This window comes from Streptomyces beijiangensis, from assembly GCF_017315755.1.
Lineage (GTDB): Bacteria > Actinomycetota > Actinomycetes > Streptomycetales > Streptomycetaceae > Streptomyces > Streptomyces beijiangensis.
Window position 1 is genome coordinate 1 of the sequence record NZ_JAFLRJ010000079.1, and the last position, 24,356, is coordinate 24,356.

Below are 24,356 nucleotides of genomic sequence, written 5' to 3' on the forward strand. Positions count from 1 at the left end.
GGTGATCTCGCCCGCGTTGACGGCCGCGGAAATGGCAGGCCCGGTGAGGATCATGAGGCGACTGCCCGCACCGGTGTGGTGTCCCGCCAGTAGCGGGAGGGCTGGGGGCCGACGGCGCCCTGGTACTTGCCCCGGTAGAGGTCGATGTCGCCAGTGGAGACGAAGAACATGACCTGCCCGATCTTCATGCCTGCGTACACACGCAGCCGGCGGACGGGGGAGAGCATCAGGGTCCATTGGCCGTGGAAGCCGATGTCGCCGATGGGAGCGGTGATCTCGACGAACAAGCCGAGTCGTCCGACCGAGGAGCGGCCGAAGAGCAGGGGGACGAAGAGATCTGAGCCGACCTCTTCGACGGTGTGGCCGAGGTACAGCTCGCCGGGCTCAAGGACGTATCCGTCCTTGGGGATGCGGATCGTGCGGGTGGGGTTGGGGAGATGCGCGTCGATGACCTTGGCGGTGTAGGTCAGCAGGGTCGAGCCGAGGCGAACGTTGTAGCTGTTGGGGTTGGTCTGGTCCGGGGCGAACGGGGTGATGCGTAGGCGGCCGTCGGCCACGGCAGCGTTGATTTCGGGCCCAGTGAGAATCATTGGTTGTCTTCCTCGCCGACCCTGACAGGGGCGGTGGTCAGGATGTGACGCACGGCTTGCCCGAGATGTAGTCCTGCCTCGTGGGTCCGCCCGCCGAGGTAGCTGTCGGCCAGATAGTCGGTGGTCAGCACAGCGCGGATCACTGGGGGTAGGGGAGTGGGCGCGACGACCAGCGGGCCGACGCGTTCCGTGAGGTGAGCGAGCAGCTCGTCATGGCTGTGGATGTGATCCCTGGGGAGGAAGGCGTGCACGAGCTGGTTGCCGAAGGGCTCGATGCTTAGCAGGTCGCCGAGGGTGAGGGTGTCGCCGAGCTGTACGGGACGCAGGGCGGTCTCGTTGAGGATGACCGTGTCAGCGCCCAGGCCGGAATGTAGGCGGCCGGCGATCTCTTCGAGCAGGCGGCGGCGGTCCAACAGGCTATTGGAATAGCTGGCGTTCACGACGCCGAGGCCGCTCGCAAGCATCTCCTTGATGGCCGAGATCTTCGCCCACAGCGGGGCGAGAACTTCAGGTGTGGTCGTGGTGTCGGGGAAGACGCAGGTGCGGACGGCCCAGCCGCTTCCCACGGGTTCGGCGGCGGCATACCCGGCGCCGAGTTCGGGCCCCTTGACCACGAGCGTGTCTCCGATATGCACCGGCCCGTATGCATCGCTGTGGCAGTGCCCGGCGAAGACGACGTCGGCGAACGGGCAGGCGGCGGCGAGTTTCAGGTCCTCATCGAAGCCGGAGTGGGACAACACCATCCAGGTGTCCACGCGATGGTGGTGTTCCAGCATCAGGCCGCGCAGGGCCTGGGCGGGCTCGGTGAGCTGATGATTCGCGCGCTGCTCGAAGGGGATCGCATTGAATGCCTGGAGGCCCATCACTGCCGTGACGGCGACGCGGCGGCCCCCGATGTGAGTGATGCGTACACGATCGAAGAGAGGCTCGCCACGGTCGTCGATCGTGTTCGCGCACACGGTCATCTGGCGCAGTTCCGGCTCGAAGTAGTGCGGCCAGCCGTGGTTTCCGGGGGCGAGCACGTCGTACAGAGTGGTGAGGACTTCGCGCTCGATGTATCCCTTGCCGAGGTGGTAGTAGCCGCTGCCCTCGAAGAAGTCGCCGCAGTCCACGATCAGGCTTTCGGGCCTGGCAGCGTGGAGGTAGGTGAGCATCGGGGCGGCAGAGTCGAAGGCGGAGTGGACGTCGGTCGTGGCGATGACCTGCCGGAACTGTCGGCTCACGGGCGCACCTCGCAGATGTCGGCTCCGAGAGCGTGCAGTTTGACGGGCAGGTCGGCATGGCCCCGCCGTAGCTGTTCGAGGCCGCCGAGGGTGGTGACGCCGCGAGCGGTGAGGCCGGCGATGAGCAGGGCGGAGCCCGTGCGGATGTCGGTTGCTTCCACTCCCGTACCTGTCAGCTGCTGGGGGCCGGTGAAGCGGCACTGCGTGGGCGACAGCTCATCGATCGCGGCTCCGAGGCGCATGAGTTGGGGCAGCAGATTGCCGTGGCGGCCGGGGTTGATGTCGTCGGCGAAGAGGTGGGTGCCGGGGAGGGTGAGGGCCAGAGCGATCAGCGGTGGTTCGAAATCGGCGTCGAGGCCGCCGGGGGACAGCGAGGCGATGGCGCGCAGCGGTCGGCCGGTGGGCTGGGTGTCCTGGGCTTGGATGGAGAGGGTGCCGTCCTCGGCGGCGGCGGGTACGCCGAGCCAGCGCAGTGCAGTGACCAGCGGAGCGACGTCGTTGCGGCCCACACCGAGGATGTCTGCGTTGCCGCCGCTCACCGCGACCGCGCAGGCCAATGTGCCTGCCTCGATCTTGTCGCCGGGCACCCTCCAGGCGAGGGCATCGCCGGAGACGGACCTTGGAGGCTGGAGCGCCAGGACTGTCTCGCTCACTCGGCACTCCCACCCGGAGATCTCCAACGCGTCTACGACACTGACCACTTCGGGCGAAAGGTTTGGTCCGCCCAGACGTAGCGGCCGCCCGGCCACGACAGCGCGAAGGAGGGCGGCGATGCTCGCACCGCGCGAGCGGAAGGGCAGCATGATCGATACCGACTCGTCCCCGCTCGTGGCCGCCTTTACGAGGTAGCCGCGGTCATCGACGGTCGTACGGTCACCGAAGCGCTCGTACACCTTGAAGTGCTGTTCCATCCCGCGTTCCCCGATGGCGCAGCCGCCCGGCCAGGGCAAGCGGGCCCGTCCGTAGGCACCGAGCAGCGCCGGGACCAGGTAGTACGAAGCTCGGATACGGGCGGCGACCTCGGGCTCGGGATCCGGCTGCGGTTTGTCGCTCGGCAGGATCACCACGGTGTGCGGATCGCTGAGCGGGCGGCCCGCGTGCCAGCCGGCCTGCTGGAGGAGGATGAGCATCGTCTCGACATCTGTGTTCGCCGGGACATTGCTCAGGTGTACCGGTCGGCGCATGGCCGTAGCGGCTGCCAGCAAGGGCAGAGCCGCGTTCTTCGATCCGTCGACGGTCACGGACCCGACCAGCGGAATGCTCGGTCGCACGGCGACCACTTCCGCGGCGACTGGGGGAATCCGGAGAGCTGGCAAGAGTCGGCTCCTCTGCGAAGGTGGGTTTGCTCCGAGGGGTGGCAGCGGGGCGTTGAACTTGAATTCGGCCCAGCAGCGCTTTCCGGAAGGCAGCGGGTCGAAGCCGTGGCGATCCGCGAGTGCGGCCACGAGGACCAGACCGCGCCCGCCCTCCTCGTACGCATCTGGCAAGCCGACCTGCGGGATGTCGGGGCTGGTGTCGGTCACCTCGACCCGCAGCGCTTCCCTGCTCAGGCGGGCAAGGGCCGTGATAGGGCCGTCATCGGCGTGCCGCACCGCGTTCGTGATCAGTTCCGATGCCACCAACGCCGCCGTATCCAGGAGTTCAGGCCCAAGATCGGCGCCCCAAGCCCGTATCCCGTCCGTCAGCTGACGGCGCGCGGACGCGGCGCCGGCGGGAGTGCTGGAGACGGGAAAACGGATTTGATGAGATTCCACGAGCGGCCTCCTGGATTGGTGCGGTCCCACCACGCAACCGCCACAGGGGCGCCCCGAGCCAGGCTGTGTGCCGGTGATGCATCACCTATGCAGGAGCTGCATCACGGTGAACTAGCTGTCCATTACGCTCGGTTGTGCAGGCAGGATCGGCGACGGCAGGAGGAGCCGTGGCGCAGATGGCCGAAGTGCAGAACGAAGCGAGACGGATCGGTGAAGTGATCCGCAAGGCACGCGTCGTGCAGCGACGCTCGCAGAAGGACGTCGCCGCCGCATTGGGCTATCACCAGTCCAAGGTGAGCCGCCTGGAGGGCGGTAGGGGTACGGAAGACATCCGCATGCTGCGCGAGATCGCGCAGGTGCTGGACATTCCGCCGCCCCACCTTGGCCTCGCTGCCGCTTCGGACGCCCGTCCCGCCGACCCTGAGACAGAGGACATGCACCGCCGTACCTTCCTCGCCGCGGGCATCGCCGCGCTTGCGACGCCCACCACCTCCCGCGCTGCTCATCAGGACTTGGTCCGGTCCCTTTTGCCTGGCGCGGTCCATGCGCCCTCCGAATCGGCTCCAGATATCCAGAACTTGCGGGACCAAGTCGCGGGCGTACGCCGCCTCTTCTGCACCTGTGACTACGCCCAGCTCGAAGGCACGCTGCCCGACCTGATCGGGCAGCTACGCCAGGCCATCAGCGACGCCCCTGGTTCGAGCGACCTGTCCGGGCTTCTCGCCACGGCGTATCAGACTTCGGCGAGCCTGCTGCTCAAACAGAGCGACCAGGGCAATGCCTGGCTCGCTGTCGGACGCGCCATGGCCGAGGCCGAACGCTCCGGGAACCCAGTCGTTCTCGCCTCCAGCGTCCGCGTCCACGCGCACGCCCTGGCCCGCGACAGCCACACCACTCAGGCCGTCACCTTGGTCCGCCACACCGCCGACCAGCTCACCGGCTCCTACGACCAGCGCTCCCCGAAATACCTCGGGGCACTGGGCCTGCTGCTCCTGCGCGGCGTCACCGCAGCCAGCAGCGGCGGCGACCGCGCCGCCACCCAGGACTTCCTCACCGAGGCGCACGAGGTCGCCCGCTATGTCGCGCTCGACAGTTCCGACGCCTGGGCCAACTTCAGCCCGACCAACGTCTCCCTGCACGCACTCAGCGCGGCGGTCGCCTTCGGCGACGCCGGCGTCGCCCTGGAAACAGCCCGACCCCTCATGCGCCGGCACATCCCCGTCCCCGAACGCCGTGCCGCCCTGTGGATCGAAGCCGCCCGCGCCTACAGCCAGCAGGGCCGCCTCGCAGACGGCTACCAAGCCCTGCGCATCGCCGAGAGCTGCGCAGCCCAGGACGTCCGCCGCCCCGCCGTCCGCGAAATGGTTGCCGACATGGCTGCCCGCGACCGCCGCCGTACGCTGCCTGACCTGCACCGTTTCAGTCGTCAACTGGGAGTCCCCGCGTGAGTGATCAGCCTGACCAGCAGCCCAAGAAGCCCTTTTTGTACGTCGTGGTGTGCGCGTCCGGCATCGCCGGCGACGTCGGCAAGCTGATCACCGTGGCCCAGGAGGCGAACTGGGACGTGGGCGTCGTCGCCACCCCGCAGGGCCTCGGCTTCATCGACGCCGAGGCGATCGAGGCACAGACCGGCTACCCGATCCGCTCGGCCTGGCGCTCACCCGGAGACCCGCGCCCGCTGCCGCCCGCCGACGCCATCGCGGTGGCCCCGGCCACCTTCAACACGATCAACAAATGGGCGGCGGGGATCTCCGACACCCTGGCGTTGGGCATCCTGTGCGAGGCGTACGGCTTCGGTATCCCTACCGCCGTCCTGCCGTACCTGAATTCCGCCCAGGCCGCCCACCCCGCGTACAGCCAGAGCCTGGAGCGGCTGCGCGAGATGGGCGTCCTGATCGGCGCATACGAGCCCCACAAGCCGAAGGCCGGCGGTGGTGCCGACCGTTTTCGGTGGGAGGAAGCGCTGGAGCTGCTCACTCCCGAACTGTCTGCACCGGCCTGATCAGCGGCGTCGTGCCGGTGGCGTCTGCTGCGGCCGAGCTGTCGGAGGAGTCTGGGTCGGCTGGTCGGTGGAGCTCACGCGCCCACTCACCGGCACGGTCGATCGTGCCTGTGCGGCTCGCGCCCGTGCGCTGGGTGCCGGCCTCTGAGCGAGGCGGTTGACGCGCCAGGCCAGGGTGCGTGCCGGGGATCGGGCATCGTCCATCGCCCGCTGGTCGAAGGCGTGCTGCAGCAGGCGCGCGGGGTCGTGGCCTGCGGACTCGGCTTCGGCAAGCGCGGTCGTGAGGGTTTCCGCGGCGGGGTCGTTGAGGATCTGTTCCGCGTGGGTGGGCATGGCTTCCTGGATCTGGTGGATGTGCCGGGACACAGTCTGCGGGGGCGTCTTGCGGCGCGCGAGAGCGACCAAGGGAGCGGGAGCTGCTTGGTCGTAGGCGGCTTGGAGGTACAGCAGGGTCTTTTGGGCTGCGATGACTTGCTGTCCGTGGCGTCGGGTGTCGTGCCATCGTGCGGCTGCGATGACGACAAGGAGGGCCGCGTCGAGGAGCATCGCCAGCGCGGCTCCGTCCTTGGGCGCGGGTTCGCGGAGCATGGTCCGCACGGCGCCGCGCAGGGCGCGGGCGTGCTGGTGGTCGGCCTGGATGCGGGAGCGGGTGGCGCGCTCGAATGCGGTTGCTGCCTGCTGGAGTTGGGGCCGGATGCCGAGGGGCGCGATGAGGGGGAGTGCGTCCAGTGCTTCGCCGAAGGCGGCGAGGTGCGCTTGGGCGGCCTCGTCGGTGGCGTGATGAAGGTGGTGGGGAATGCGTTCCGTGGCGGCGCTGGCCTGGTGCCAGGGGTTGGGCTTGCGAGGGCCTTGGGAGTGATCGGCGGACTGTGATTCGGTGGCGCGCAGTCGCTCTTGGATCCTGGGGAGGGACAGGTCGGGCGAGAGTTCGGAGCCGGAAAACCATATGGGGTCGCCTGCGGCGTTCGTGTCACCGGCGAGGGCGACCGTGTATCCGCGTATGTCACCGGAAGGGAAATGCTTCACCTCGACGAGGACGTGGTCGGTGCCGGCCAGCAGGTGCAGGAATTCCTCGGTGCTGGTGGCTGCGGCTACCGCGGTACGGATGGTGGTGCGCAGGCGCTCGCGGGCAGTGAACGACTGGCCCGTGCGCTGGGCTTTCTCCTGTTCGGCGCGAGTGGAGCGTTTGGCGGCGGTTCGGTCTCCGCGAACGACCTGCAGGAGGCCGTAATCCTGTTCCACGGCTGCGAGTTCGCGGTCGGCGGTGAGGTAGTCGTTCCAGTGGCGTGCGGGGCGTAGATCGGCGCGGACTTTTGTGGCGGCGATGTGGATGTGGTCGGGGGCGTGGCGGACGGCGACCCAGCGGCAGCCGTCGAGGTCGCCTTCGGGGGCGATGCCTGTGGCGGCGACGACGCGGCGGGCGATGTTGGCCCAGTCGTCGTCGCTGAGGATGCGGTCGCTCTCGGCGGCACGGATCGAGCAGTGCCACACGTGACGCTCGGGTGCGCGGCCCAAGCGCTGTGCTTGTTTGACGTGCAGGTCGAGATCCGCGACCAGTAGCTTTTTCGCGGCGTCGAAGTCTTCGCCGCGGCCGGGGTCGGGGGCGAAGCCGTCGAAGGACGCGACCAGGCGGGGGTCGATGTGGTCCTTAGCTTTCTTCGTGTCGAAGAGGTAGCGGATCAGTCCGCCGGTGCTCTTGCCGTTGCTGATCTTCGCGATCATCGGGCTGTCTTCTTCGTGGCGGCCTGGTTCGCGGCCTCGGCGACGTGGCGCACTGCCGTGGCCACCGTGATCACGGTGTGCTCGGCCTGGGCAAGGAGGGCGGTGTCCGCCACGTGCGACTCGCCGCCGGAGTGGAGCTTCTTGGCGATCTGATTGACGTTGTTACCGATGGCGGAGACCTGCTGGCGCAAGGCGCTGAGTTCGTCGATGTAGTCGTCGAGCTGGGTGCGCTGGCCGGGCAGGGTGAGGTCACCGTGCACGTGGGCCATGACGACGGCGCCGACGTAGTGGGCGCCGGCGATGTTCAGCGTCCGTGCCTTGGCGAGGATGAGGGCCTTCTCTTCGACGCTGTAGCGGACGTCGACGCGCTCTTTGCGCTGCTCGTCTTTGCGTGTGCGGCGGCGCGCGACACGGTGGAGCGCGGCTTCGTCGGCGGCGCGCGACATCGGCACGTACGCGGCGACGTCAGCGAGCGTGTCCTGCTCGGGCACCCCCTGGTGCCCGAGTGCCTCCGCCACCCCCGGGGCGGAGGCACCCCCGTGGGACCGGCCCTTGGACGGTCCAGCGGGATACCTTGCTGCGCTGTTGAGGCCGGTGACGATCTCCTGCTGAGGGGTGGGGAGGTCGTAGTGCGGGACGGACATGGGTTGGTTCTCCGAGGGGTGTTGGTGCGTCGGGTGCTTAGCTCAGCGCAGGCCCGCGTGCTTCCGCGTTTGTCTGCACGGAAGACGGGGGCGGGGCGTAGAGGTCAGGTGCTGCTGGCCGCAACAGGCTGGGCCTGGTCGGCGCGCTCCGCTCGTAGCTGGTCGCGTACGACGCGGGCGCGGACCTGGGCGATACGCAGTTCGCTGCGCAGGCGCTTGGCGGTCAGCCGGTCGTCGTTCCAATCGGCGGTCAGGAGCCGGGCCTCGTCCAGGACGTCGGCGTCGGTACGGGTGCGGGTGCGGGTGCGGTCGACGGTCGACTCGGCGGCGGGGACTCGACTCATGGCGCGGAGCGGAGATGGTTCGGTCGCCTCTGCCACGGTGGCCGACTGGGGCTCGGTGGTACTGGGGGCGGACTCGTCGGTCTTGGTCGGCTCCGTCGTGGGCCCCTTAGTGACCTGTGCGGGAGTCGGCTCGAACGCCTGCGGTGAGGCTGGTTTGGCCTGGTCAGAGCTCGGCTTTGACCAGGCAGATGTTGCGGTGGCTTGCAGGTTGGCCAACTTTTCACCTGGCTGGCCGTCCGGCTGGGCAGAGGTCATTCCGGGAGAGTCGGTCGACTCGGGGGTGTGGTGCAGCACCTTCGCCACGAGGTCCGATCCGAAGTAGATCGATCCGACCGGGAGTGAGGTCGCCAGCAGTACGAGGGCCCAGTTGGCAGGGTCCCAGTCGGCCAGTCGACCCCACTGGGTCGACTCGGTGTGCAGGGCCGGTACGAGGCCGTGGACGTAGTTCAGCAGGAGGCTGGCGATCGTGTAGGCCGCCAGGACCCGCAGCGCGAACTTTCGATCGGCACCGGTCAGCGCGAGCGTGGCGATCAGCGCGAGGGCCATCAGCCCGTCGACCACGATGGGGTAGAGCAGGGCTGCGGTGGGGTCGGCGCCGATAGTACGGGCGACGTCGGACAAGGCGTTCCACGAGACCCGGAAGGCCATGAGGACGACGGCCGCCAGGCCGAGGACGAGGGTGGTGCGCGCACCCGTCCGGCGAGCATCTTCGGGATCGGCAGTGAGGCGAGGCCGGCGCGAATCAGTTAGGCCGAGTAGGGCGGTGATGCGGTCAAGCAAGGGGGACTCCGTGTGGCTCGGGTGGGCGGCCTCGGGGCAGGGGAGAGCGAGGTCTGGCCGGCCGTGTGCGGTGTGAAGAGACGTGGCGCTCGTCGCATGTCTGGGCGGGAGATGGGGACGAGGTGTGGCCACTTCGGCTCGGCTCGTCGCGGGACACCTGCTGGCCCGGTGCGGACCTGGTGAGGCGGGTCGCAGGCTTCGGCTCGGGGGATCGCCGGGGACCAGGACGAGGGAGTGGTCGTTCGGGGTCAGGCGCTGCGGTGACGCCTTCGGTCCGCACCGGTGAGGACGACGGTGGTGGTCATCTCGGCGAGGCGGGAGGCGACGCGGTCGCCGACGGCGTCGCGCAGGGCGGCGGTCGGCAGGTTGGTGGTGAGGAGGGTGGGGAGGAGGTGGGTGTAGCGGTGGTTGATGAGCCGGTAGGTGATCTCCTCGGTCCACTCCGACTGTTTGGCCGCGCCGAGGTCGTCCACGATCAGCAGCGGGCAGCGGCTGAGCGTGGCCAGGTCGCGCTCGGCGTCGTGTCCGGCGCGTGGGCGCAGGCGGGCGTACAGGTCGGCTGTGGTGGCCGCTTCCCAGCGCAGGCGCACTCCGGCGGTCAGGAGTGATCGCACCGCCCCGTATGCCTGGTGGGTCTTGCCGGTGCCGGTGGGCCCGGCGATCAGCAGGGACGGTCCGAGCGCGATGCCCCGGGTTCCGCTGGGGCCCGGCCGCGCGGCGGTGGCCACCTCCTCCACCCAGCCGACGACTTTCTGGTGGCCGCCGAGGGCATGGCGGTAGCGGGGCGGGATGCGGGCCTCGGCCAGCTCCAGCGCGGTCACCCGCTCCGCGGGAGCCTCGGTGGGTGCGGTGGCGGGGTCGATGCCGCGACCTTGGAGGATCGAATCGAGGCGGGAGGCCACGGTGTTGAGGCGCAGCGGTTCGCGGCTGGTGGTGGCTGTGGTCACAGCTGGCCTCCGTAGGCCGCCTCGACGTCGCCGGACGCCGGGTTGGTCCACGCCCGGTGTGGGGCGGAGACCGTGTGTGGGGCGTTCATCGCTTCGTTGACCAGGCTCGGCAGGAGACCCACGGACAGGCTCTTGGCTCGCATGCGGTCCATCCCGGCCCGGATGTGATCGGCGGAGATTCCCTCGCCGAGCAGATTGCCGGCCACCTTGCCGAGGCGGCCCAGGACGTCGCTGGGCGGTCGGTGTGCGCAGGAGGCGACGTACTCGCCGACCAGGTCCTTGGCCGAGACCGAGCCCGAGCCCGAGACGGTGGGCGGCGCGGGGGCGCTCGCGCTCCCCACCGGAGGTGATCCTAGATCCAGGATCCTAGGTCCTAGGTCCGGACCATGAGCCGTCACCGAGCCTTCCGGTGATTGCGGTGAGGGCTCACTGAAGCGGTGTTGACCTGCGGATTCACGTTTCACGGACGGCTCGTGGCGTTCGCGTGCGCCTTCACCGCTGCCTCCGTGAGAGCTCACGGCAGGCTCCTGGAGGACTGCGTGAACAGGCGCCGTGGACGTCACGCGGTGGTTGCCCTGGTGGTGGGGGCAGTCAGGGAAGCGGCTGCCGCTGGGCCTGTTGATCTTCTGGTGTCGGGCCCAGGTGGCGATGTGCAGGTACCGCTTGCTGTCGCCGCCCTCGTACCGGCATATCAGTCCGGCGCTGTGGAGCTGGGTGAGGTCGTCCTCGACGTCCAGCGCACTGTGTTCGGGGCGCAGGGACCACAGGGCGCCAGCGATGACGGCGGCCTGATCGCGGAAACGGCCGTGGTCGTCGGCCTGAGTGAGCAGGCCGAAGAAGGTCCGCTCGGCATAGACGCTCACCGCGGCGAGCGACTCGGAAATGAAGGCTTCCGGCTTGATGGTGCGTATCCGCGCCATGCCTATCGCCCCGCCTTCGCGAGCGGAGCAGAGGCGTCAGGCGGCGGGGATGCGACTACCGTCGCGGGAGATGTAGCTTGGTGGTGCATAGACGGTTCCTCACCCGGTGGCGTTGTGATCGCCACCGTCCTGATCGTTCAGGTACGGGCGAAACTGGTAGGGAACTTCCTGGCCCCCGGCGTTGGCCCGCCGGGGGCTTTTCCCATGCGTCCGCCACTTTCGTGGTCCGGGGCACATGGCCAAGACAGCCACACCCTCTCCGCATAAGTCCAGCATTCCGCCGAGGAAGCAGACAGCTCTCGGCGAACGCGGCGTGCAGGCCAGCCGATTAACGGTAGAACCGAATTGGCCGCTGACCAAGAAGCGATCCAAAAGGGACAACCCTCCCACTGTGTCGAGGCGAATTGGGGACGCCGCCGTATGCACCGGGCAGGCTGAGGAGGACCCCAGGTCAGGCACGCACGACGTGCCGTCACTGTGAGGGCAGTTGGGCCGCATGGCTCAGCCGGGATTCCGTGCTAGATTCCGCCGCGCTTCGACCCCGGGGGACTGAACCTGACAACAAATCGGGGGAACATAGCAGCAGATCGCCGGTTACCCAAACCGCGAATCCAGAGTTACAACAGACCCATGCATCCAAGCCCTCTGGGAATTGGGCCGACCGGATTCCGGACTGCCCGCGCGATTGAGCGCACCCGCACGGCACGCGGATTCGCCCAGCGCCAGCTGGCCGACCGGGTGACCGCGCTGGGCCGCCCCATGACCATCACGATGCTCTCCCGCATCGAACGCAGACGACGCCGCTGCGACGTCGACGACCTCGTCGCCATCGCAGCCGCCCTCGACGTCTCACCGCTCGCCCTCCTCGCCGAGACGAGCTAACAGACCGAACCAGCGCCCGCCGGGTGGGCCAACACCCGTCAGCCGCTGCGCACATCACCCCGCCCGTACCTGAACGACCAAGACGGCGCGCCCTGAGTCACACCGCCGCGCCAGAGAAGGAACCGTCTTGCACCGCGATGCCCTATCCCCTGCCCCGCCGCGTCTCTACCGGCCCGAGGAGATTGCCGCCGTCCTCGGGTGTTCGGTCTGGTGGGTGAAAGACCGCGCCCGCCGAAGGTCCATCCCGTTCACCCGCGTCGGCCGCGCCTATCGCTTCTCGGATGATCACCTTGCCGAGATCATCGGCATGCACGAGGAGCGTCCTACCGAGAGGTCGCAGTACCCCGGCGTTGCTGCCGCACCCGCTCCGAAGCGACCCGTTCGGCAGCGGCCCGAGGCGGCTGTGCCTACGGTCCGGCTGAAATCTCGGCCGCCGCGCCGACTGGCCAAGTCCCAGTACGGCACCGCTGCTTAACGCAGCCCACACGACAGGACGGAGGGAACTTCGGGGGGTACGCAGAGAAGCGCGCCAGCTACTGGCGAGGCCGCTACAAGATCCAAGACGGCAAGTACGGCACTGTCGCCGATTCCACGGGCGCCGTGGTCAAGTTCGCCACCAAACGCGAGGCCAAGCAGGCCGCCGACGCGGAAGAGGTGACCGTTCGGCGTGGACAGTGGCGCGACCCGGGCCTCGGCCAGGAGACCTTCGGCGACTACGCGAGCCGCTGGTACGCCGCCCAGGACCTGGCCGCCTCAACGATGCAGAACTACCGCCGGCACATCGAGGAGCACCTGCTCCCCGACTTCGAGGACAAGGCACTCGCCGGCGTCCTGCGTACGGACGTCGACGCCTGGGAGAAGAAGGAGAGGGCCGCGTACGCGGCCTCCAGCGTTAAGACGTGGCGCTCTACCCTCCACCTGATCTTCGAGGACGCGATCGACGAGGGCCTGCTTACATCCAACCCTGCGGCCAGGCGGCGCGGGCGAGGCAAGCGCGCCGGCCGTTCCCGTGACCGCGGCCCGGAGAAGGTAGTCACCGACGCCCTCGGCATCCTGCTCACCGCCGAGCGCGCGGCCCTCCTCTCCGGCCGAGACGACGAGTTCGTCGCCACGGTCCTCAAGGGCTACACCGGTAAACGGTGGGGCGAAATCGTCGGTCTGGAAACGGAGTTCGTCCGGCGCGACGCCTTCAGGATCGAGTGGCAGCTGTATGAGCTCGACACCGGCGAACTGGTGCGCTGCCCGCCCAAGGACGACAGCTATCGCACCATCGACTCGCCGGACTGGCTGTCCGCCCTGGTCTCCGATCACATCGCCCGTACGAAGCCGACGCCCTGTTCCTGTCACGGCAAGACCTACGTCTTCCAAGGACAGGGCACCGCCCGCACCGGAGGCCACCAAGGCGCGAAGCTCGTTGACGTTGCCCGCCTTGCCGAGGTCTCCACGGGGACGGTGTCCAACGTCCTGAACCGACCTGACCGTGTCGCCGAGGCCACGAGGGTGCGGGTCGAGAAGGCTATCGCCGACCTCGATTTCGTTCGCGGTGGCACGGTGTCGGAGCACGCAGCTCACTGGCGCCGAAACGGCTTTGCCACCTGGCTGTTCACCCAGGCGGCCTCCGGTTGGTACCCGAAGAAGGCGCCACAGGAGGCCCGCCCCGTGCCGTTGCTCGGCGAGCAGTGGCCAGGCATCCCGGTACGAGGGCGGAACGCCAGCGAGAGGGCCGATGCCTGCTGGATGCCGATCGCCAAGGGCCTAACCCCTCATGGTCTGCGGCACACGCATCGGACGATGATGGAGGACCTCGGCACCGAAAAGGTCCTTATGGACGAGCGCATGGGTCATATCGACAGCTCGGTGTCTGCCCGCTACGCGCATGTCACCGCAGGCATGCGGAAGCGGCTCCTGCACGGTCTCGGCGAGCAGTGGAATGCGGCGCTCGATGCCCGCCGCGCAATGAGCCCGCACTCCCCCGTGGCGGTGCTTGACCGCTTGCTGCGGGCGGGAGGGAAAAGCGGGCTCCCCGTACGCGCAGCGTCCCCGGCGTGGTTTTGGGGAGACCGTGCGTAACCACTCTCAGAAATCCAGGGTCTCCTCTTCCCAGTCGGCGTTCGCCGCGGCAGCGGTCGCTTCGACCTTATCCACAGCTGCTGGAGCGGCCGTAAGCGTCAGCTGGAGGTCGAGCAGTTGGATGTCCCCGCCGATCTCCGGATCGACCAGGTCGAGCACCTCCTGGAGGAGGTTGGCGACGGTGCGGCGCGCATCTGTGGATGCCATGCTCCGATTCGGGATTTCGAGCCGGTAGCGATGGTAGTCGGGGGGAGTGCTGACAACTGGTCCCGGATGGGCGGGCGGGCTCGTAGGGCCGCTGGCGCGGCTGGGAGTCGAGCCGCTATTCGATGCCGAGCCGGAACTCGCGGTGACCTGCGGTGGCTGCGGGGAACTGTCCGTCGTCGGCACGGGCGCTCGGCGCAGCCGCAGTTCCAAGGAGCCGATGGACAGCTCATCGGGGGAGGCAATGTGCTGGGGTGCGCCCTCGCCGTCGATGACCTGTAAGAAATCAGGTCCGGTCAGTGTCTGGTGCACGGCTCGTCGGATGTCGTCAATGGAGGGGATGAGGGGGAACGCCGGGTTCTTGTAGAACTGCTGACCTATCTCTTTCAGTGTCAGGTCGCGGGCGATTTTGGACAGCAGGGTCTTCAGATAGGCGCCGGAGAGGCGGCCAGGGTGCACGGCGCGGCTGTGGTTGACCAAGGCGTCCCAGACGTGTCCGCCCTTGAGAGCGGTCTTGCCGTCGTCGTCGAATCGCTGCCAGTCGACTTCAGTCTGGTCGGTGCGGGTGAGGTAGGCGAAGTGCTGGAAAGCCTTCTGTAAATCATCGTCTACACGCTGGGCGGCGGAGCGCAGTTCGGCCTGGGCTTCGGGACGCTTGTCATCATCTTGGTCGAGTTGCGAGATGACCGAACGCCAGGCCAGTACTTCGATAACACGCTTGCGGACGGTGTCGCGCCGCTGAGTGTTGACGCACGCCACAATGCAGGAAGCGCCGTTGTCGACAGGTAGGGAATTGTCGCCGACACCGAGGAGCGCTGAGACTTCGGCTCGGGTGGGGGTGTCCCGGCCGTTATGCAGGGTCCAGCGGCTCGGATCAAGAACGACTAGCCGGGTCTTGCTGTTCTGGTCAACGTCGCTGAAGACTTGGGACAGAGGGGCACCGGGAGTGTTCGCGACGGGGATGACCTGGTCGAATGGGCCCTGGTTGCTGCGGGCGATTGCCATGGCCCGTTCCCACAGGTAGGCGTCGCGGGCGGATGCGGAAACGGAGCTCTTGGCCTGTTTGTAGAACATTCGCAAGGTCTGGGCGATGGCCAGGTGGAACCGCGCGGTGCCGCGTCCGGAGGTGGTATCGGTCACCTCCAGGGCGCCGAGACCTTCGTCGTCGCTGATGAGGAGGTTGAACACCTCTTCGGCAGAGTTGAATTCTACGCCTGGGCTGTAGACGCTTGCGAGGAGCTCCGGCTTGGTGGCTCCTCGCTTCGCCTGGTCTCGCGGCACCAGTGAGTAGCAGAACAGGGCGGTGGCCATCCGTAGACTCGTGGAGGGCTGTCCGGTGTCGATGCCCCGCTCGGCCAGGACGGTATCGAGGGCGCGGGCACGGCCGCGGGTACCGTCCTTGGTCGTGATGTCGGTTGCGGCAACTTGCCTAAATCCCTGGATGACGCGTTCATTTCCGTGTAGAAGGCCGGAGGAGAGGATGTTCTCTATGACGATGTGCAGGGGAAGGTCGCCCACCCCGATGAGCTCAGGTGTCCATCGGCCGGCCTGGTGCTCGCGAGCCCAGTAGTAGGCCGTGGCGGAGAAGATCTCCACAGTGGAGCGCACCCGCTGGAAACCCGCATGGCGTGACCAGTCATCACGGACCAGCGCCATGACATCGGGAGAGAATGGGTAGCTGGCAGCGAGTCGTTCCGCGAAGCCATTGAGGCCGCGCCGGGCGCCGAGCCGCCCGAACACCTGCTCCGTCCAGGTTTGTCCTGCGTGATCCTTCCAGGCCGTGGCGAGGGTGGTGACGGGTGTGGCGTCGGCAGGTTGGAAGAGACGACGCCGAATGATCGCCGAGAAGTCTTGGGGTTCAGTGACGGAGTCGCCTATCCCGTTGCGCTCGATGCCGCTGGTCACGAAGGTGCGAAGACTCTCCGCTTCTACGGGATAGCCGCGGTCGTCGCGGTCAGAACGGATCATCACAATGACGAAGGCCACCTGGGGAACCTCGTCGACAGCGTCCATCAGGCTGTCCAGGAAGACCTTCTCGCCGGGCATCGTGGCGATGTGCTTCCTGTCCGCGAGATCGAGGGCATACTGCATCAACTCGTCGAGCAGGATCAGCACCGGCCCGTGAACTGCCTCCAAGGCGCGGGCCAGCGCGGCCTTGTTCGATCCCTCAGCGAGGTGGTGCGCGTACCGGTCCCGGTCGCCTCCGAACAGGGACCACAGGAACCGCTCGTACAAGGTTGTCGCCGGACCGAATTCCGGGCTAGTTGCCCCTGGGGTCATGTTGTCTGCGGACAGGACCACCACCCGGGCGCCATCCAGATCCAGCGGCGCTCCGTTCTGCTCGGCTTCGCGGCGTACCCTCTGGCCCAGTTCGGTCGCTAGGAAGGCGCGAGGGCTGTTGGCCAGGTGGTACAGGCCGACCAGGGCGTGGCTCTTGCCGCCGCCCATCCCCTGGTCGAGGTGGAAGAGAGCCTTCCCGCCGCGTATTCGGGTGCCGAGCCGTCGGGCGACGGTGCTCATGAACTGCACGAGCCTGGGGGTCGGCTCAGTGATCTCCGCGTAGTACACGGGATCGGTGTAAGGCACGTTGCGATCGGTGTAGACAGCGCTGTACAGAGACATCTGCAGATCGGCGATCTGCCCGTCCGCGTCTGTTATCTCGGGCCGCAGGGTGAGCACGTCGGCCCAGTGGAGATACGCAGTGGTCATCGGGCGTCCTCAACGTCGAACAGAGTCAAGTGCCCACCGGTGGTGGACTGTGGGAGTGAACCGGTCAGGCCGCGGGCGATGTTCTTGATGGTTACGGTGTTGCGCTGCAAGGCCACGAGCGCCTTCGCGATGGTGTCGCTGGGCGGCAGTTGAGCGGCCAGGTCCCCGATTACCGCCCACAAATGCTCGTCGTCCACGGGGCGTTCCCACTGAGCGAGCACCAGGGAAGCCGCCTCGGTGCCCCCGGAGATGTACGCGCCGGCCAGAGCCCTGGCTACGTCAAACTCAGCGCTGCTGGGGCCCACCGACGTGGGCGGGTCGAGGATCAGGCGGAAACCCTTGCCTGATTCCGCGAGCAGCTTCCCGCGGACATTCTCCAGCCGCAGCCCGTCGACCTGCGCGAGGAAGATGGCCTCACCCTTGGCAACGACGGTGCGCCCGTGGACCCTCATCCAGAACACGGCGAATCGGGTGATCGCGTCGAAGGTTTCGATGGGTATGCGGTCCAGTCGCAGGGCGGTCGCCTCGCGGACACAGCGGCGGGCCAGAGTCAGGTATCGCTCCAACGGAGCCGACTCGCCGTCCGGCTGGATGACCGTGGAGTACCTGCCGTAGACCTCCATGGCAGGACCGTAGGCGGCCATCATCTGATCGGCCAGGGCAAGGCCGTCCTGGGTCCAGTTGCGTACCTGCGGCCGGATCGCGTCGGCGATCTCCCTGTCGACCTGCGCGGCGGTGGCAGCCTCGCGGTCGGCGGGGGCCACCCGGCAGCCGATGGTGATGGTCACCTTGACCGACGCCACTTTGGTGTTGCCCGACTCGGTTCGGCTCGGCCAAGAACTGGTGACCACGAACCCCGCATCGTGGAGAGCCGCGAGCAGCCGCTTCCAAGCCTCCGGGTCGGAGTGGCCGAAGACGACGACCAGATGCCCGTCGGGTCGCAGCACTCTACGGCTTTCCAGGAAGGCGGCGGACAGCGATTTTTCGTAAAAGTCCTTATCGTGCCTTACGCGTCCGGGCTCGTGCACCCGCCGGACGATGATCTCGTCGTCCTTGTTCTGCAGGCCGTCGCTGGTGCGCAGCGCCTTTGGCCCGAAGAGGTCCGGTTCGATGTCGAACAAGATGCGCTTGAGCCAGACATGCATGAGGTCGGAGGCATCCGCATACTCGATCATGTCGTAGTACGGAGGGTCGGTGACTACCGCGTCGACGCTCGCGTCACGGTAGGGCAGCCTCATCGCGTTCGCCTGGCGGAAGCGTGCAGGTGTGCCGCGCAGGCCACGAATGTGGGCCTCGTAGGGCCGCAGTCCGGTCTTCACCAGCGATGTCCAGGTTCCCGGTCCACTGCCTGGGCCGGTCTCCACCCAGTCGAACTGAAAGTTCAGGCTTGCCTCATTGGCGAACAGGTCGGAGACCATGATGCGGTTCTGCGTTGTTCCGTCGCTCTTGCCTTTTGCCTCGACACGGCAGCCTCTGGTTGCCCTGCGAAGTCGCCGAGCGAGCGTCGCCGCAGCAAAGGCGGCCAGGGCCCGGGCGTACTCCGGTGAGATGCCGGTGGCTATCGCGTCGTGGTGACAGGAACGTATGGCATGTACCAGTTCGGAGAACTGCAGGGCCTGTCTAGCGTTCATCAGTTCGCCGAAGGTCCGGTAGCCGTAGCCGCTGGCCATCACAGTGTGCACATTGCCCGCCGCAATCACTTCGTCAGGAACGACGCTCAGTGGACCATCCGCCTTGAGACAGGAGAGGTCGACCATCGTGGCGGCCCTGCGCTCGTCCGGGCGAGGACTTCGGAAGACGCGTTTGGCCTCACCGGACGTGTCGATGGCCACTAGTAACTCGTCTCGATACTCGCCTGCGATGCCCTTGGCCTTGACGGTCTCCAAGCTGTGGACCTGCTGGCAGAACGGGCAGCGGGCGCTCTTACCCTTGCGTTTCCTGCCATCGCCCAGATCGGTAGAGGAGTATGTGGGTGCCTGTTCAGGGGGGCCGTCGATCACTTCGGTGTGCCAGGTGTCGTCATGGACGACCAGCCGCAGCGATTGGCCAAGGTCGTTGGTCCGGTTGTAGGGGTAGCGCAGAACGAAACTTCCCAGGAGCGGGAAGCGATTGGTGCAACCGTCGCAGGGAATGCTGATGGCCCACAGATAGCCCCAGGGGAGCGATCCGTCGGGGTTGCGGGGGTAATGCCGAGCGACTGCGGTCTGTGTACGTCTGCCGATCTCTGCCAGAAACACTTCGAGATCCGCGATCAACCGGGGGGCGGCTCCCTGGTCGAACAGGGCATCGTCCTGCGGGTCGCTCTCTCGCCACGGCAGGGCTGGCTCGGCAGACCAGTCTCGCAGGGGGTAGTCCGCCAGGACCCGGCCGGCGAGCGTGGCGACGGGACTCAGATCCAGGCCGACGGCCTGGGCACCGAGCCGGGCCGCCTCCAGGGCGATGATGCCGCGTCCGGAGAAGATGTCCAGGACCACGGGCCGCCCGTCGGGGAAGCGCTCGCTGATCCTTGCGGCAGTCTCGGCCAGGGCAGCAGGTTCACCGCGCACCGCGCCGTCGACGAGCTGACGAACGTACGCGCTGTCCGGCAGAAGCGCCGTGGCTACAGCCGCCCGGGCCTGGGCGATGGGGCGTGAGGCGAACCACGTGAAGATGGCCTTCTCTACCAGACCGGATCCTGACCGGTTGCTGCATGCCTCGTCGACAGCCGCGCACGGGAACCAAGTGTCGATGAGGGTGCGTCCTGAGTCGGTGTTCAACGGTTCTCCATGAGGTGCCGAAGCTGAGAGACGGGAATCTTGAATCGCTCGATACGCCGAGGCCCTGCCAGCGTCCCGGCTGGGTCCTGGCAGCGGATGACGACAGTCGGCCGGGTTGCGCACTGCAGGACCACGTAGAGCCAGTAGTCCGGCCCGCGCTGTTGTGCCTGGGCCCATTCGTGCTGCTCGAAGAAGACCGGGCGGATCCCGGCAAGGAAACCCTTGACCTCGATCAAGCGCTGGTCGGTTGTCCCTGGGCGGCGAGCGAGCAGGTCGTAGCCCAATCCGGCGGTCTGCCGGTCGTCGACGACCCATCCAAGTCCTTCGAGTTCTGTGACGACCTTGGCGATGGCGACCCTCTCGGAGTCTGGGTCGTGGCCCAGCTCGTTGGCCCGCGCACCGCCGCTGACCTGAACCCATCCCAGCAGGGTGGGAGAGGTGTGGGTGATGTTGTCGAACAGCGCGAAGTGGGCGAGCCGGTCCGCTTTCTCGGCGGCAAACTGTTCGAGTCTGCTGCGTCTGACGTCGGAGTCTAGGGCCCTGACCTGACGTTTGAGGCGGCGTTCGACGTCACCGAGCTGGTCGCGGCTCTTCGCTGTGACCGACCGTTGCAGGCGCTGCATCTCGGAAGTTTCCGTCTGGACTGCTTTGCGGGCGGCGGTGTCGGCCTCAACTCGTGCGGCGGGTGAGGGCGGCTTGGAGGGGTCAGCGGTGGGGCTGAGATTCATGACCGATTCCCAAGCAGTGGCGAAAGCGCCCGCACCGGAATAGCGGATAAGGAAGGGCACGGTGCGGCGGATGCGACGGATGCCGTTGTGGTGCTCAAGCTCCGCTGCGTAGACGAACAGGGTGTAACCGGTCAGGGAGGACACGTCCACGGCTGCGGCTCCTGCGAGCAGGTCCCCCTCACAGCGTTGAACCGCCCGCTCGACCAGTTCCTGGAACGAGTCTTCGGTGGGACCCAGGACTATGACGTCTTCGGCTCGGCGGAACTGTTCCTCCTGGGCTTTGGTGACCGTGGCAGAGTCGGCCGCGATCAGGCATTCCTGTAAGCCGCCGAAGGAGGCGGGGAGATGAGCGAGATCGGAACGTAGGACCCGTATGCCGGGAGTGGGTCCCGTCGACACACTCCACCCTTCGACGCTCGCGGCCTGGTCGACGAACGCGGACACGATGACCGGATTGATCGCCTGAAGGCGGTCGCTCGCGAACCTCTGCATGGCCTCGCCGTGGTCGACTGGGGTCTTGAACCGGTCTTCCTCAGCAACGATGTCCTTGGCGCGAGCCACGAGGGTCGCAGTGTCGGGTACGGCGGCGAGCACTTGGCCGACCGCAGCCGGGTCCCGGTGTGCTGCGGCCATGGCAGCGCCGAAGTTGAAGCCAGTCCGGTCGACCGTGGCGTCGAGCAAGTCGTACAAGCGCCCCTGCAGTGACGCGGATGCGGCGGTGAGGTTCTCCAGGATGACCTGCTGGACACGTCCCTCACGGGTCTCAGGAGCCACCAGGTGATAGACGAACACCTCGTTCTGCTGACCAATTCGGTGCAGTCGGCCGGCACGCTGTTCGAGCCGCACCAAACTCCAGGGAATGTCCCAGTCGATCATGACGTGCGCAGATTGCAGGTCGATGCCCTCGCCGCCTGCGTCGGTGGACACGAGGACCTGGAACCGGTCCTTGAGGAACCTGGCCTGCAACTCCTCGCGACCAGCTTGGTCCACGCTTCCGTCCAGGACCTCGGTGCTGAATCCTGCCGCGCGGAAGACCCCGGCCAGCCATCGAGCAGTGTCCGTGAACTCGCTGAAGACCAGCAACTGCCCGCTACCAGGGTTGATCTGGTGCTGCTGCATGATGTCGCGGGCTGCCTGCCACTTGGCGGCTTCGTCCCTCGATGCTAAGGACCGCTCCAGTTGGCTGATGGCCGCGGCGACGGCATCCAGTTCAGCTCTGCGGTCGCTGCTGCGGGCCTGGAGTACGGCCGCTTCGGCGTCGTGCCAGGCGTCGTCGGAGTCGAGGGCAGCGCGGGCCAGGTCCTGGTTCTCAAAGCCATCGGGCACTACTGGAGGCACGCGGCCAGCCTGTGAGCCAGAGAGAGCCGCCCGTCGGCGTCGCAGAGTTTCGAGGGCCGCTGTCACCGAGGAGGCGGCCCGTTTGCCGTAGATGGAACGGGCCAGAACCGAGTCGGAGGAGTACCACGTCTCCACGTAGCCCATGACTGCGTCGTAGGCGTCCGACTCGGCCGGGGTCAGGAAGACTTCGTGGGTCTGCGCATATCGGGGACGGAAGAGCAGTTCGCCGTCCAGGCCCCGTAGGTCTTCCTTCATCCGCCGTAGGAAGTTGTTCGGCCCCGGGCGCATGGGGTGGTCATAGGTCTTCTCGGACGGATCCCACCGGTAGAGAGCTGGATCGAGCAGATTCAGCAGCGCTCGGAAGAAGTTCTCCTTGCCACGGTGCGGAGTTGCGGTCAGCAGAAGGAGGTGGTGGGCCGCATCACCGAGTTGGCGAGCCGCGCTGAGATGCTGGGAAGTCGGGGTGAGTCGGTGGGCCTCGTCGAAGACGGCCAGAGACCAGGAGGCCCGTGAACCGACGACCTTGCGGCGGACATCGGTGTTGTAGGTGAACAGGTCCAGCGAGACAACCCAGACGTCCACGTCCGCACGCAGGTCCAGCGGTTCACGGCCGACGTCGGCGGTGATTCTCTGCGCATCGATGCCGAAGAAGCGTTTGAGTTCCCCGATCCACTTGCCTACCAAGTGGGCCGGCACGACAATGACCGTCTTGCCCGGGATCAGCCCCTGCCTGCGCCCCTCCGCTAAGTACATTCCGGTCATGAGGGTTTTTCCGGTGCCCGGCTCGTCGGCCAAGAGGAACCGCAGCTTAGGTTGGGGCAACATCACACTGAAGACAGCGTCGTCTTGGTGGGCATACGGCCTTAGCGGCCGGGTAGCCAGAACAGCCGACCGGATGCGGGGGATGGCCCATCGCATCCATTGCGCCCACACTCCAGTGATCGCACGTGCGCTATCTCCGCTTCCATCGGATCTGGCCACTTTGCAGGCCGGTACATCGGCTAGGAGCACGAACGCTTCAGTGAGGCCACGAGTAGGCGACTTGATCACGCAGTTGAACCCGGTCTGCTCCTGGAAGGCAGCGACAACAGTCACCAGTTCGCCGTCGATCAGGAGTCGGTCGTTCTTGTCGATATCCATGCCAGCCCCCCCGGGCTACCAAGTCATAGCTACATGACGCGAATTCCCCAGACTCAACTACAAGTCCACTTCTGGCTAGGGGCGTTGCGTAGATGTGATCATGAGATGCCTTGTCTTGCGGAGGGGCTGGCAGGTGGCCTGACCGCCGGCTCGGGGACCGCTCGCCCCTGTTCCTCGCACTTCTTGTCCTTTGCGCACGCTCGGTCGCCACGCTCTCGGACAAACCCGAGTGCGGGGCGGACCCGCGCGCGTGCCCTCTTGGCCAGGACACCGAAAGTCGTCCACGCCGCTGTTTTGCCGCATCCGTCATCGCTCCCCTTGCGACCGTGTTCCGGCAAGGCTCATTCAGGGCGCGAAGGTATGCCAGGTAAGGAGAGCGCGCGCACGTAAGTGCGTGTCATTGTGAGTGTTTGGCTTCCGGTGCTCAGCGGCGGCTGCGTGCTGGGGCGTCAGTCGAGACCTAGCGGATCTTGGTTGAAAATTTGCAGCTGCGTGGGGTGATGGCTGGACCCGCCGCACCGAAGCCGGGAAGGGCCTGTGTCGCAGCCTGAGAGACCTCGACCAAGATCTTCTCCCAGATTTCTCCCAAACGATCTCCGGAGACGCAGCAAGGGCCTGACCCTCAGAGAGGGTCAGGCCCTTGACCTGCTGTTTTGGCTGTCGGGGTGGCGGGATTTGAACCCACGACCTCTTCGTCCCGAACGAAGCGCGCTGCCAAGCTGCGCTACACCCCGATGTCCGCCCGCTCGCGCGGCGACATCGATTACTTTAGCGGACCTGTGGCCGTAGACGAAATCCGGTTTTCGCTGCCGTGCAGGTAGGGGCGGATCCGGTCCAGGCCCACGATCACCAGGGCCAGGGCGTAAAAGACGAGGCCGTAGATCACCGCGTTGCCCAGCACCCCCGCGTAGCCGTGGAGGTCCACGTCGAGGAAGGGGTACGGGTAGCGGGCCACCGTGCCAGGGGTCAGCAGGGCGCCCCGGATCAGGACGAAGGCGAAGTACGCCAGGGGGTACAGGAGCCAGAGGCCGGCGTGGCGGGGGCGTAGGCCGCCCGGGGGTGTGAGCAGGAGCCAGTCCGCCAGGGCGGCTAGTGGGGTGACCGAGTGGAGGAGGATGTTCGCCGCCGCGCTCCAGCCTGTGGGGGCCTCGACGGCCGGGTCGCCCGCCAGCACCACGTGGTAGACGAGGCCGGTGATGCAGATGAACAGGAGTGCGCCGCCCGTGACCCAGGGCGGCAGGGGGCGGCGGGCCGTCCAGGCGCGGTACGCGGAGAAGGCGCAGGCCAGGCCCAGCAGGATGTTCGACTGGACCGTGAAGTAGCTCAGGAGTCTGCCGGGGCTGACCAGGCAGAGGTCGATCACGACGCCCACGATCACCGCCGCGCAGATCAGCGCGCGGAAGGCGGCCGCGTACGGGCGGCGGGGCGGGGGGACGACGGCTGCCGGGGGGACGTGGGTGGGGAGCGGCGCGACCATGCTCCCCACCGTAGGGGCGTGGTGATCAGTTGCGCGCGACGAGGGTGAGCAGCGAGGCTTCGGGCGGGCAGGCGAAGCGTACGGGGGTGTAGCGGTTGGTGCCGCAGCCCGCCGAGACGTGGAGGT

The 24,356-nt window shown here is 67.3% G+C and carries 17 protein-coding genes, 1 tRNA gene and 2 pseudogenes; 5 read left to right on the forward strand and 15 right to left on the reverse strand.

The features are described from left to right. Positions 1 to 50: 50 nt before the first annotated feature. The 4 genes and pseudogenes from dcd to J0695_RS43765 all read right to left on the reverse strand — a co-directional run. Complete coding sequence (gene dcd / locus J0695_RS08995) at positions 51 to 590, reverse strand: dCTP deaminase (protein WP_206961353.1); 540 nt, start codon at positions 588 to 590, stop codon at positions 51 to 53. Next, entirely contained in the window at positions 587 to 1,813 is a 1,227-nt protein-coding gene (locus J0695_RS09000) for a metallophosphoesterase (protein ID WP_206961354.1), read from the reverse strand. The genes dcd and J0695_RS09000 overlap by 4 nt, the downstream gene beginning before the upstream one ends. Next, a complete protein-coding gene (locus tag J0695_RS09005) occupies positions 1,810 to 3,093 on the reverse strand; it encodes a carboxyvinyltransferase (protein ID WP_206961367.1) in 1,284 nt (427 codons plus the stop codon). The genes J0695_RS09000 and J0695_RS09005 overlap by 4 nt, the downstream gene beginning before the upstream one ends. A 147-nt stretch (positions 3,094 to 3,240) precedes the next feature. Continuing rightward, a pseudogene (locus tag J0695_RS43765) lies at positions 3,241 to 3,600 on the reverse strand (ATP-binding protein); the annotation flags it as partial. A gap of 143 nt (positions 3,601 to 3,743) precedes the next feature. On the opposite strand from J0695_RS43765, the gene J0695_RS09015 reads away from it, so the two are divergent. After that, positions 3,744 to 5,015: a helix-turn-helix domain-containing protein gene (locus J0695_RS09015; protein WP_206961355.1), complete on the forward strand. Its 1,272-nt coding sequence runs from the start codon at positions 3,744 to 3,746 to the stop codon at positions 5,013 to 5,015. Then, a complete protein-coding gene (locus J0695_RS09020; protein WP_206961356.1) occupies positions 5,012 to 5,569 on the forward strand; it encodes a flavoprotein in 558 nt (185 codons plus the stop codon). The genes J0695_RS09015 and J0695_RS09020 overlap by 4 nt, the downstream gene beginning before the upstream one ends. On the opposite strand, the gene J0695_RS09025 is transcribed toward J0695_RS09020, so the two are convergent. The 5 genes from J0695_RS09025 to J0695_RS09045 form a co-directional block, all read right to left on the reverse strand. Beyond that, positions 5,570 to 7,291, reverse strand: a complete 1,722-nt coding sequence (locus tag J0695_RS09025; RefSeq protein WP_206961357.1) for a relaxase/mobilization nuclease domain-containing protein — start codon at positions 7,289 to 7,291, stop codon at positions 5,570 to 5,572. Next, the gene (gene mobC / locus J0695_RS09030; protein ID WP_206961358.1) at positions 7,288 to 7,935 is read right to left on the reverse strand and encodes a plasmid mobilization relaxosome protein MobC; all 648 of its coding nucleotides are present in this window, start codon (positions 7,933 to 7,935) and stop codon (positions 7,288 to 7,290) included. The genes J0695_RS09025 and mobC overlap by 4 nt, the downstream gene beginning before the upstream one ends. Positions 7,936 to 8,039: 104 nt before the next feature. Further along, positions 8,040 to 9,059, reverse strand: a complete 1,020-nt coding sequence (locus J0695_RS09035) for a DUF2637 domain-containing protein (protein ID WP_206961359.1) — start codon at positions 9,057 to 9,059, stop codon at positions 8,040 to 8,042. 248 nt (positions 9,060 to 9,307) lie between these two features. Beyond that, positions 9,308 to 10,006, reverse strand: coding sequence for an ATP-binding protein (locus tag J0695_RS09040; protein WP_206961360.1), 699 nt, complete (start codon positions 10,004 to 10,006; stop codon positions 9,308 to 9,310). After that, positions 10,003 to 10,926 (reverse strand): hypothetical protein, encoded by a 924-nt coding sequence (locus tag J0695_RS09045; RefSeq protein WP_206961361.1) that lies wholly within the window; start codon positions 10,924 to 10,926, stop codon positions 10,003 to 10,005. Before J0695_RS09045 ends, J0695_RS09040 begins: the two co-directional genes overlap by 4 nt. 630 nt (positions 10,927 to 11,556) lie before the next feature. On the opposite strand from J0695_RS09045, the gene J0695_RS09050 reads away from it, so the two are divergent. The 3 genes from J0695_RS09050 to J0695_RS09055 all read left to right on the forward strand — a co-directional run bounded on the left by J0695_RS09050 (position 11,557) and on the right by J0695_RS09055 (position 13,878). After that, positions 11,557 to 11,808 (forward strand): helix-turn-helix domain-containing protein, encoded by a 252-nt coding sequence (locus J0695_RS09050; protein ID WP_206961362.1) that lies wholly within the window; start codon positions 11,557 to 11,559, stop codon positions 11,806 to 11,808. Positions 11,809 to 11,935: 127 nt separating this feature from the next. Next, the gene (locus J0695_RS43770; RefSeq protein WP_242552404.1) at positions 11,936 to 12,283 is read left to right on the forward strand and encodes a helix-turn-helix domain-containing protein; all 348 of its coding nucleotides are present in this window, start codon (positions 11,936 to 11,938) and stop codon (positions 12,281 to 12,283) included. An 80-nt stretch (positions 12,284 to 12,363) separates the two neighbouring features. Further along, the gene (locus J0695_RS09055; protein ID WP_307798512.1) at positions 12,364 to 13,878 is read left to right on the forward strand and encodes a LacI family DNA-binding transcriptional regulator; all 1,515 of its coding nucleotides are present in this window, start codon (positions 12,364 to 12,366) and stop codon (positions 13,876 to 13,878) included. Between the two features lie 6 nt (positions 13,879 to 13,884). On the opposite strand, the gene J0695_RS09060 is transcribed toward J0695_RS09055, so the two are convergent. From J0695_RS09060 to J0695_RS09085, 6 genes and pseudogenes are all read right to left on the reverse strand, one after another. Next, a complete protein-coding gene (locus tag J0695_RS09060) occupies positions 13,885 to 16,791 on the reverse strand; it encodes a DUF499 family protein (RefSeq protein ID WP_206961363.1) in 2,907 nt (968 codons plus the stop codon). Beyond that, on the reverse strand, positions 16,788 to 19,547 hold the full coding sequence (locus J0695_RS09065; protein WP_206961364.1) for a DUF1156 domain-containing protein: 2,760 nt from the start codon (positions 19,545 to 19,547) through the stop codon (positions 16,788 to 16,790). The genes J0695_RS09060 and J0695_RS09065 overlap by 4 nt, the downstream gene beginning before the upstream one ends. Beyond that, a complete protein-coding gene (locus tag J0695_RS09070) occupies positions 19,544 to 22,753 on the reverse strand; it encodes a helicase-related protein (protein WP_206961365.1) in 3,210 nt (1,069 codons plus the stop codon). Before J0695_RS09070 ends, J0695_RS09065 begins: the two co-directional genes overlap by 4 nt. 660 nt (positions 22,754 to 23,413) lie before the next feature. After that, positions 23,414 to 23,487, reverse strand: a tRNA-Pro gene (locus tag J0695_RS09075). Positions 23,488 to 23,516: 29 nt separating this feature from the next. Continuing rightward, positions 23,517 to 24,230: a Pr6Pr family membrane protein gene (locus J0695_RS09080; RefSeq protein ID WP_206961366.1), complete on the reverse strand. Its 714-nt coding sequence runs from the start codon at positions 24,228 to 24,230 to the stop codon at positions 23,517 to 23,519. A gap of 25 nt (positions 24,231 to 24,255) precedes the next feature. Beyond that, positions 24,256 to 24,356: pseudogene (locus J0695_RS09085) on the reverse strand (metallophosphoesterase); the annotation flags it as partial.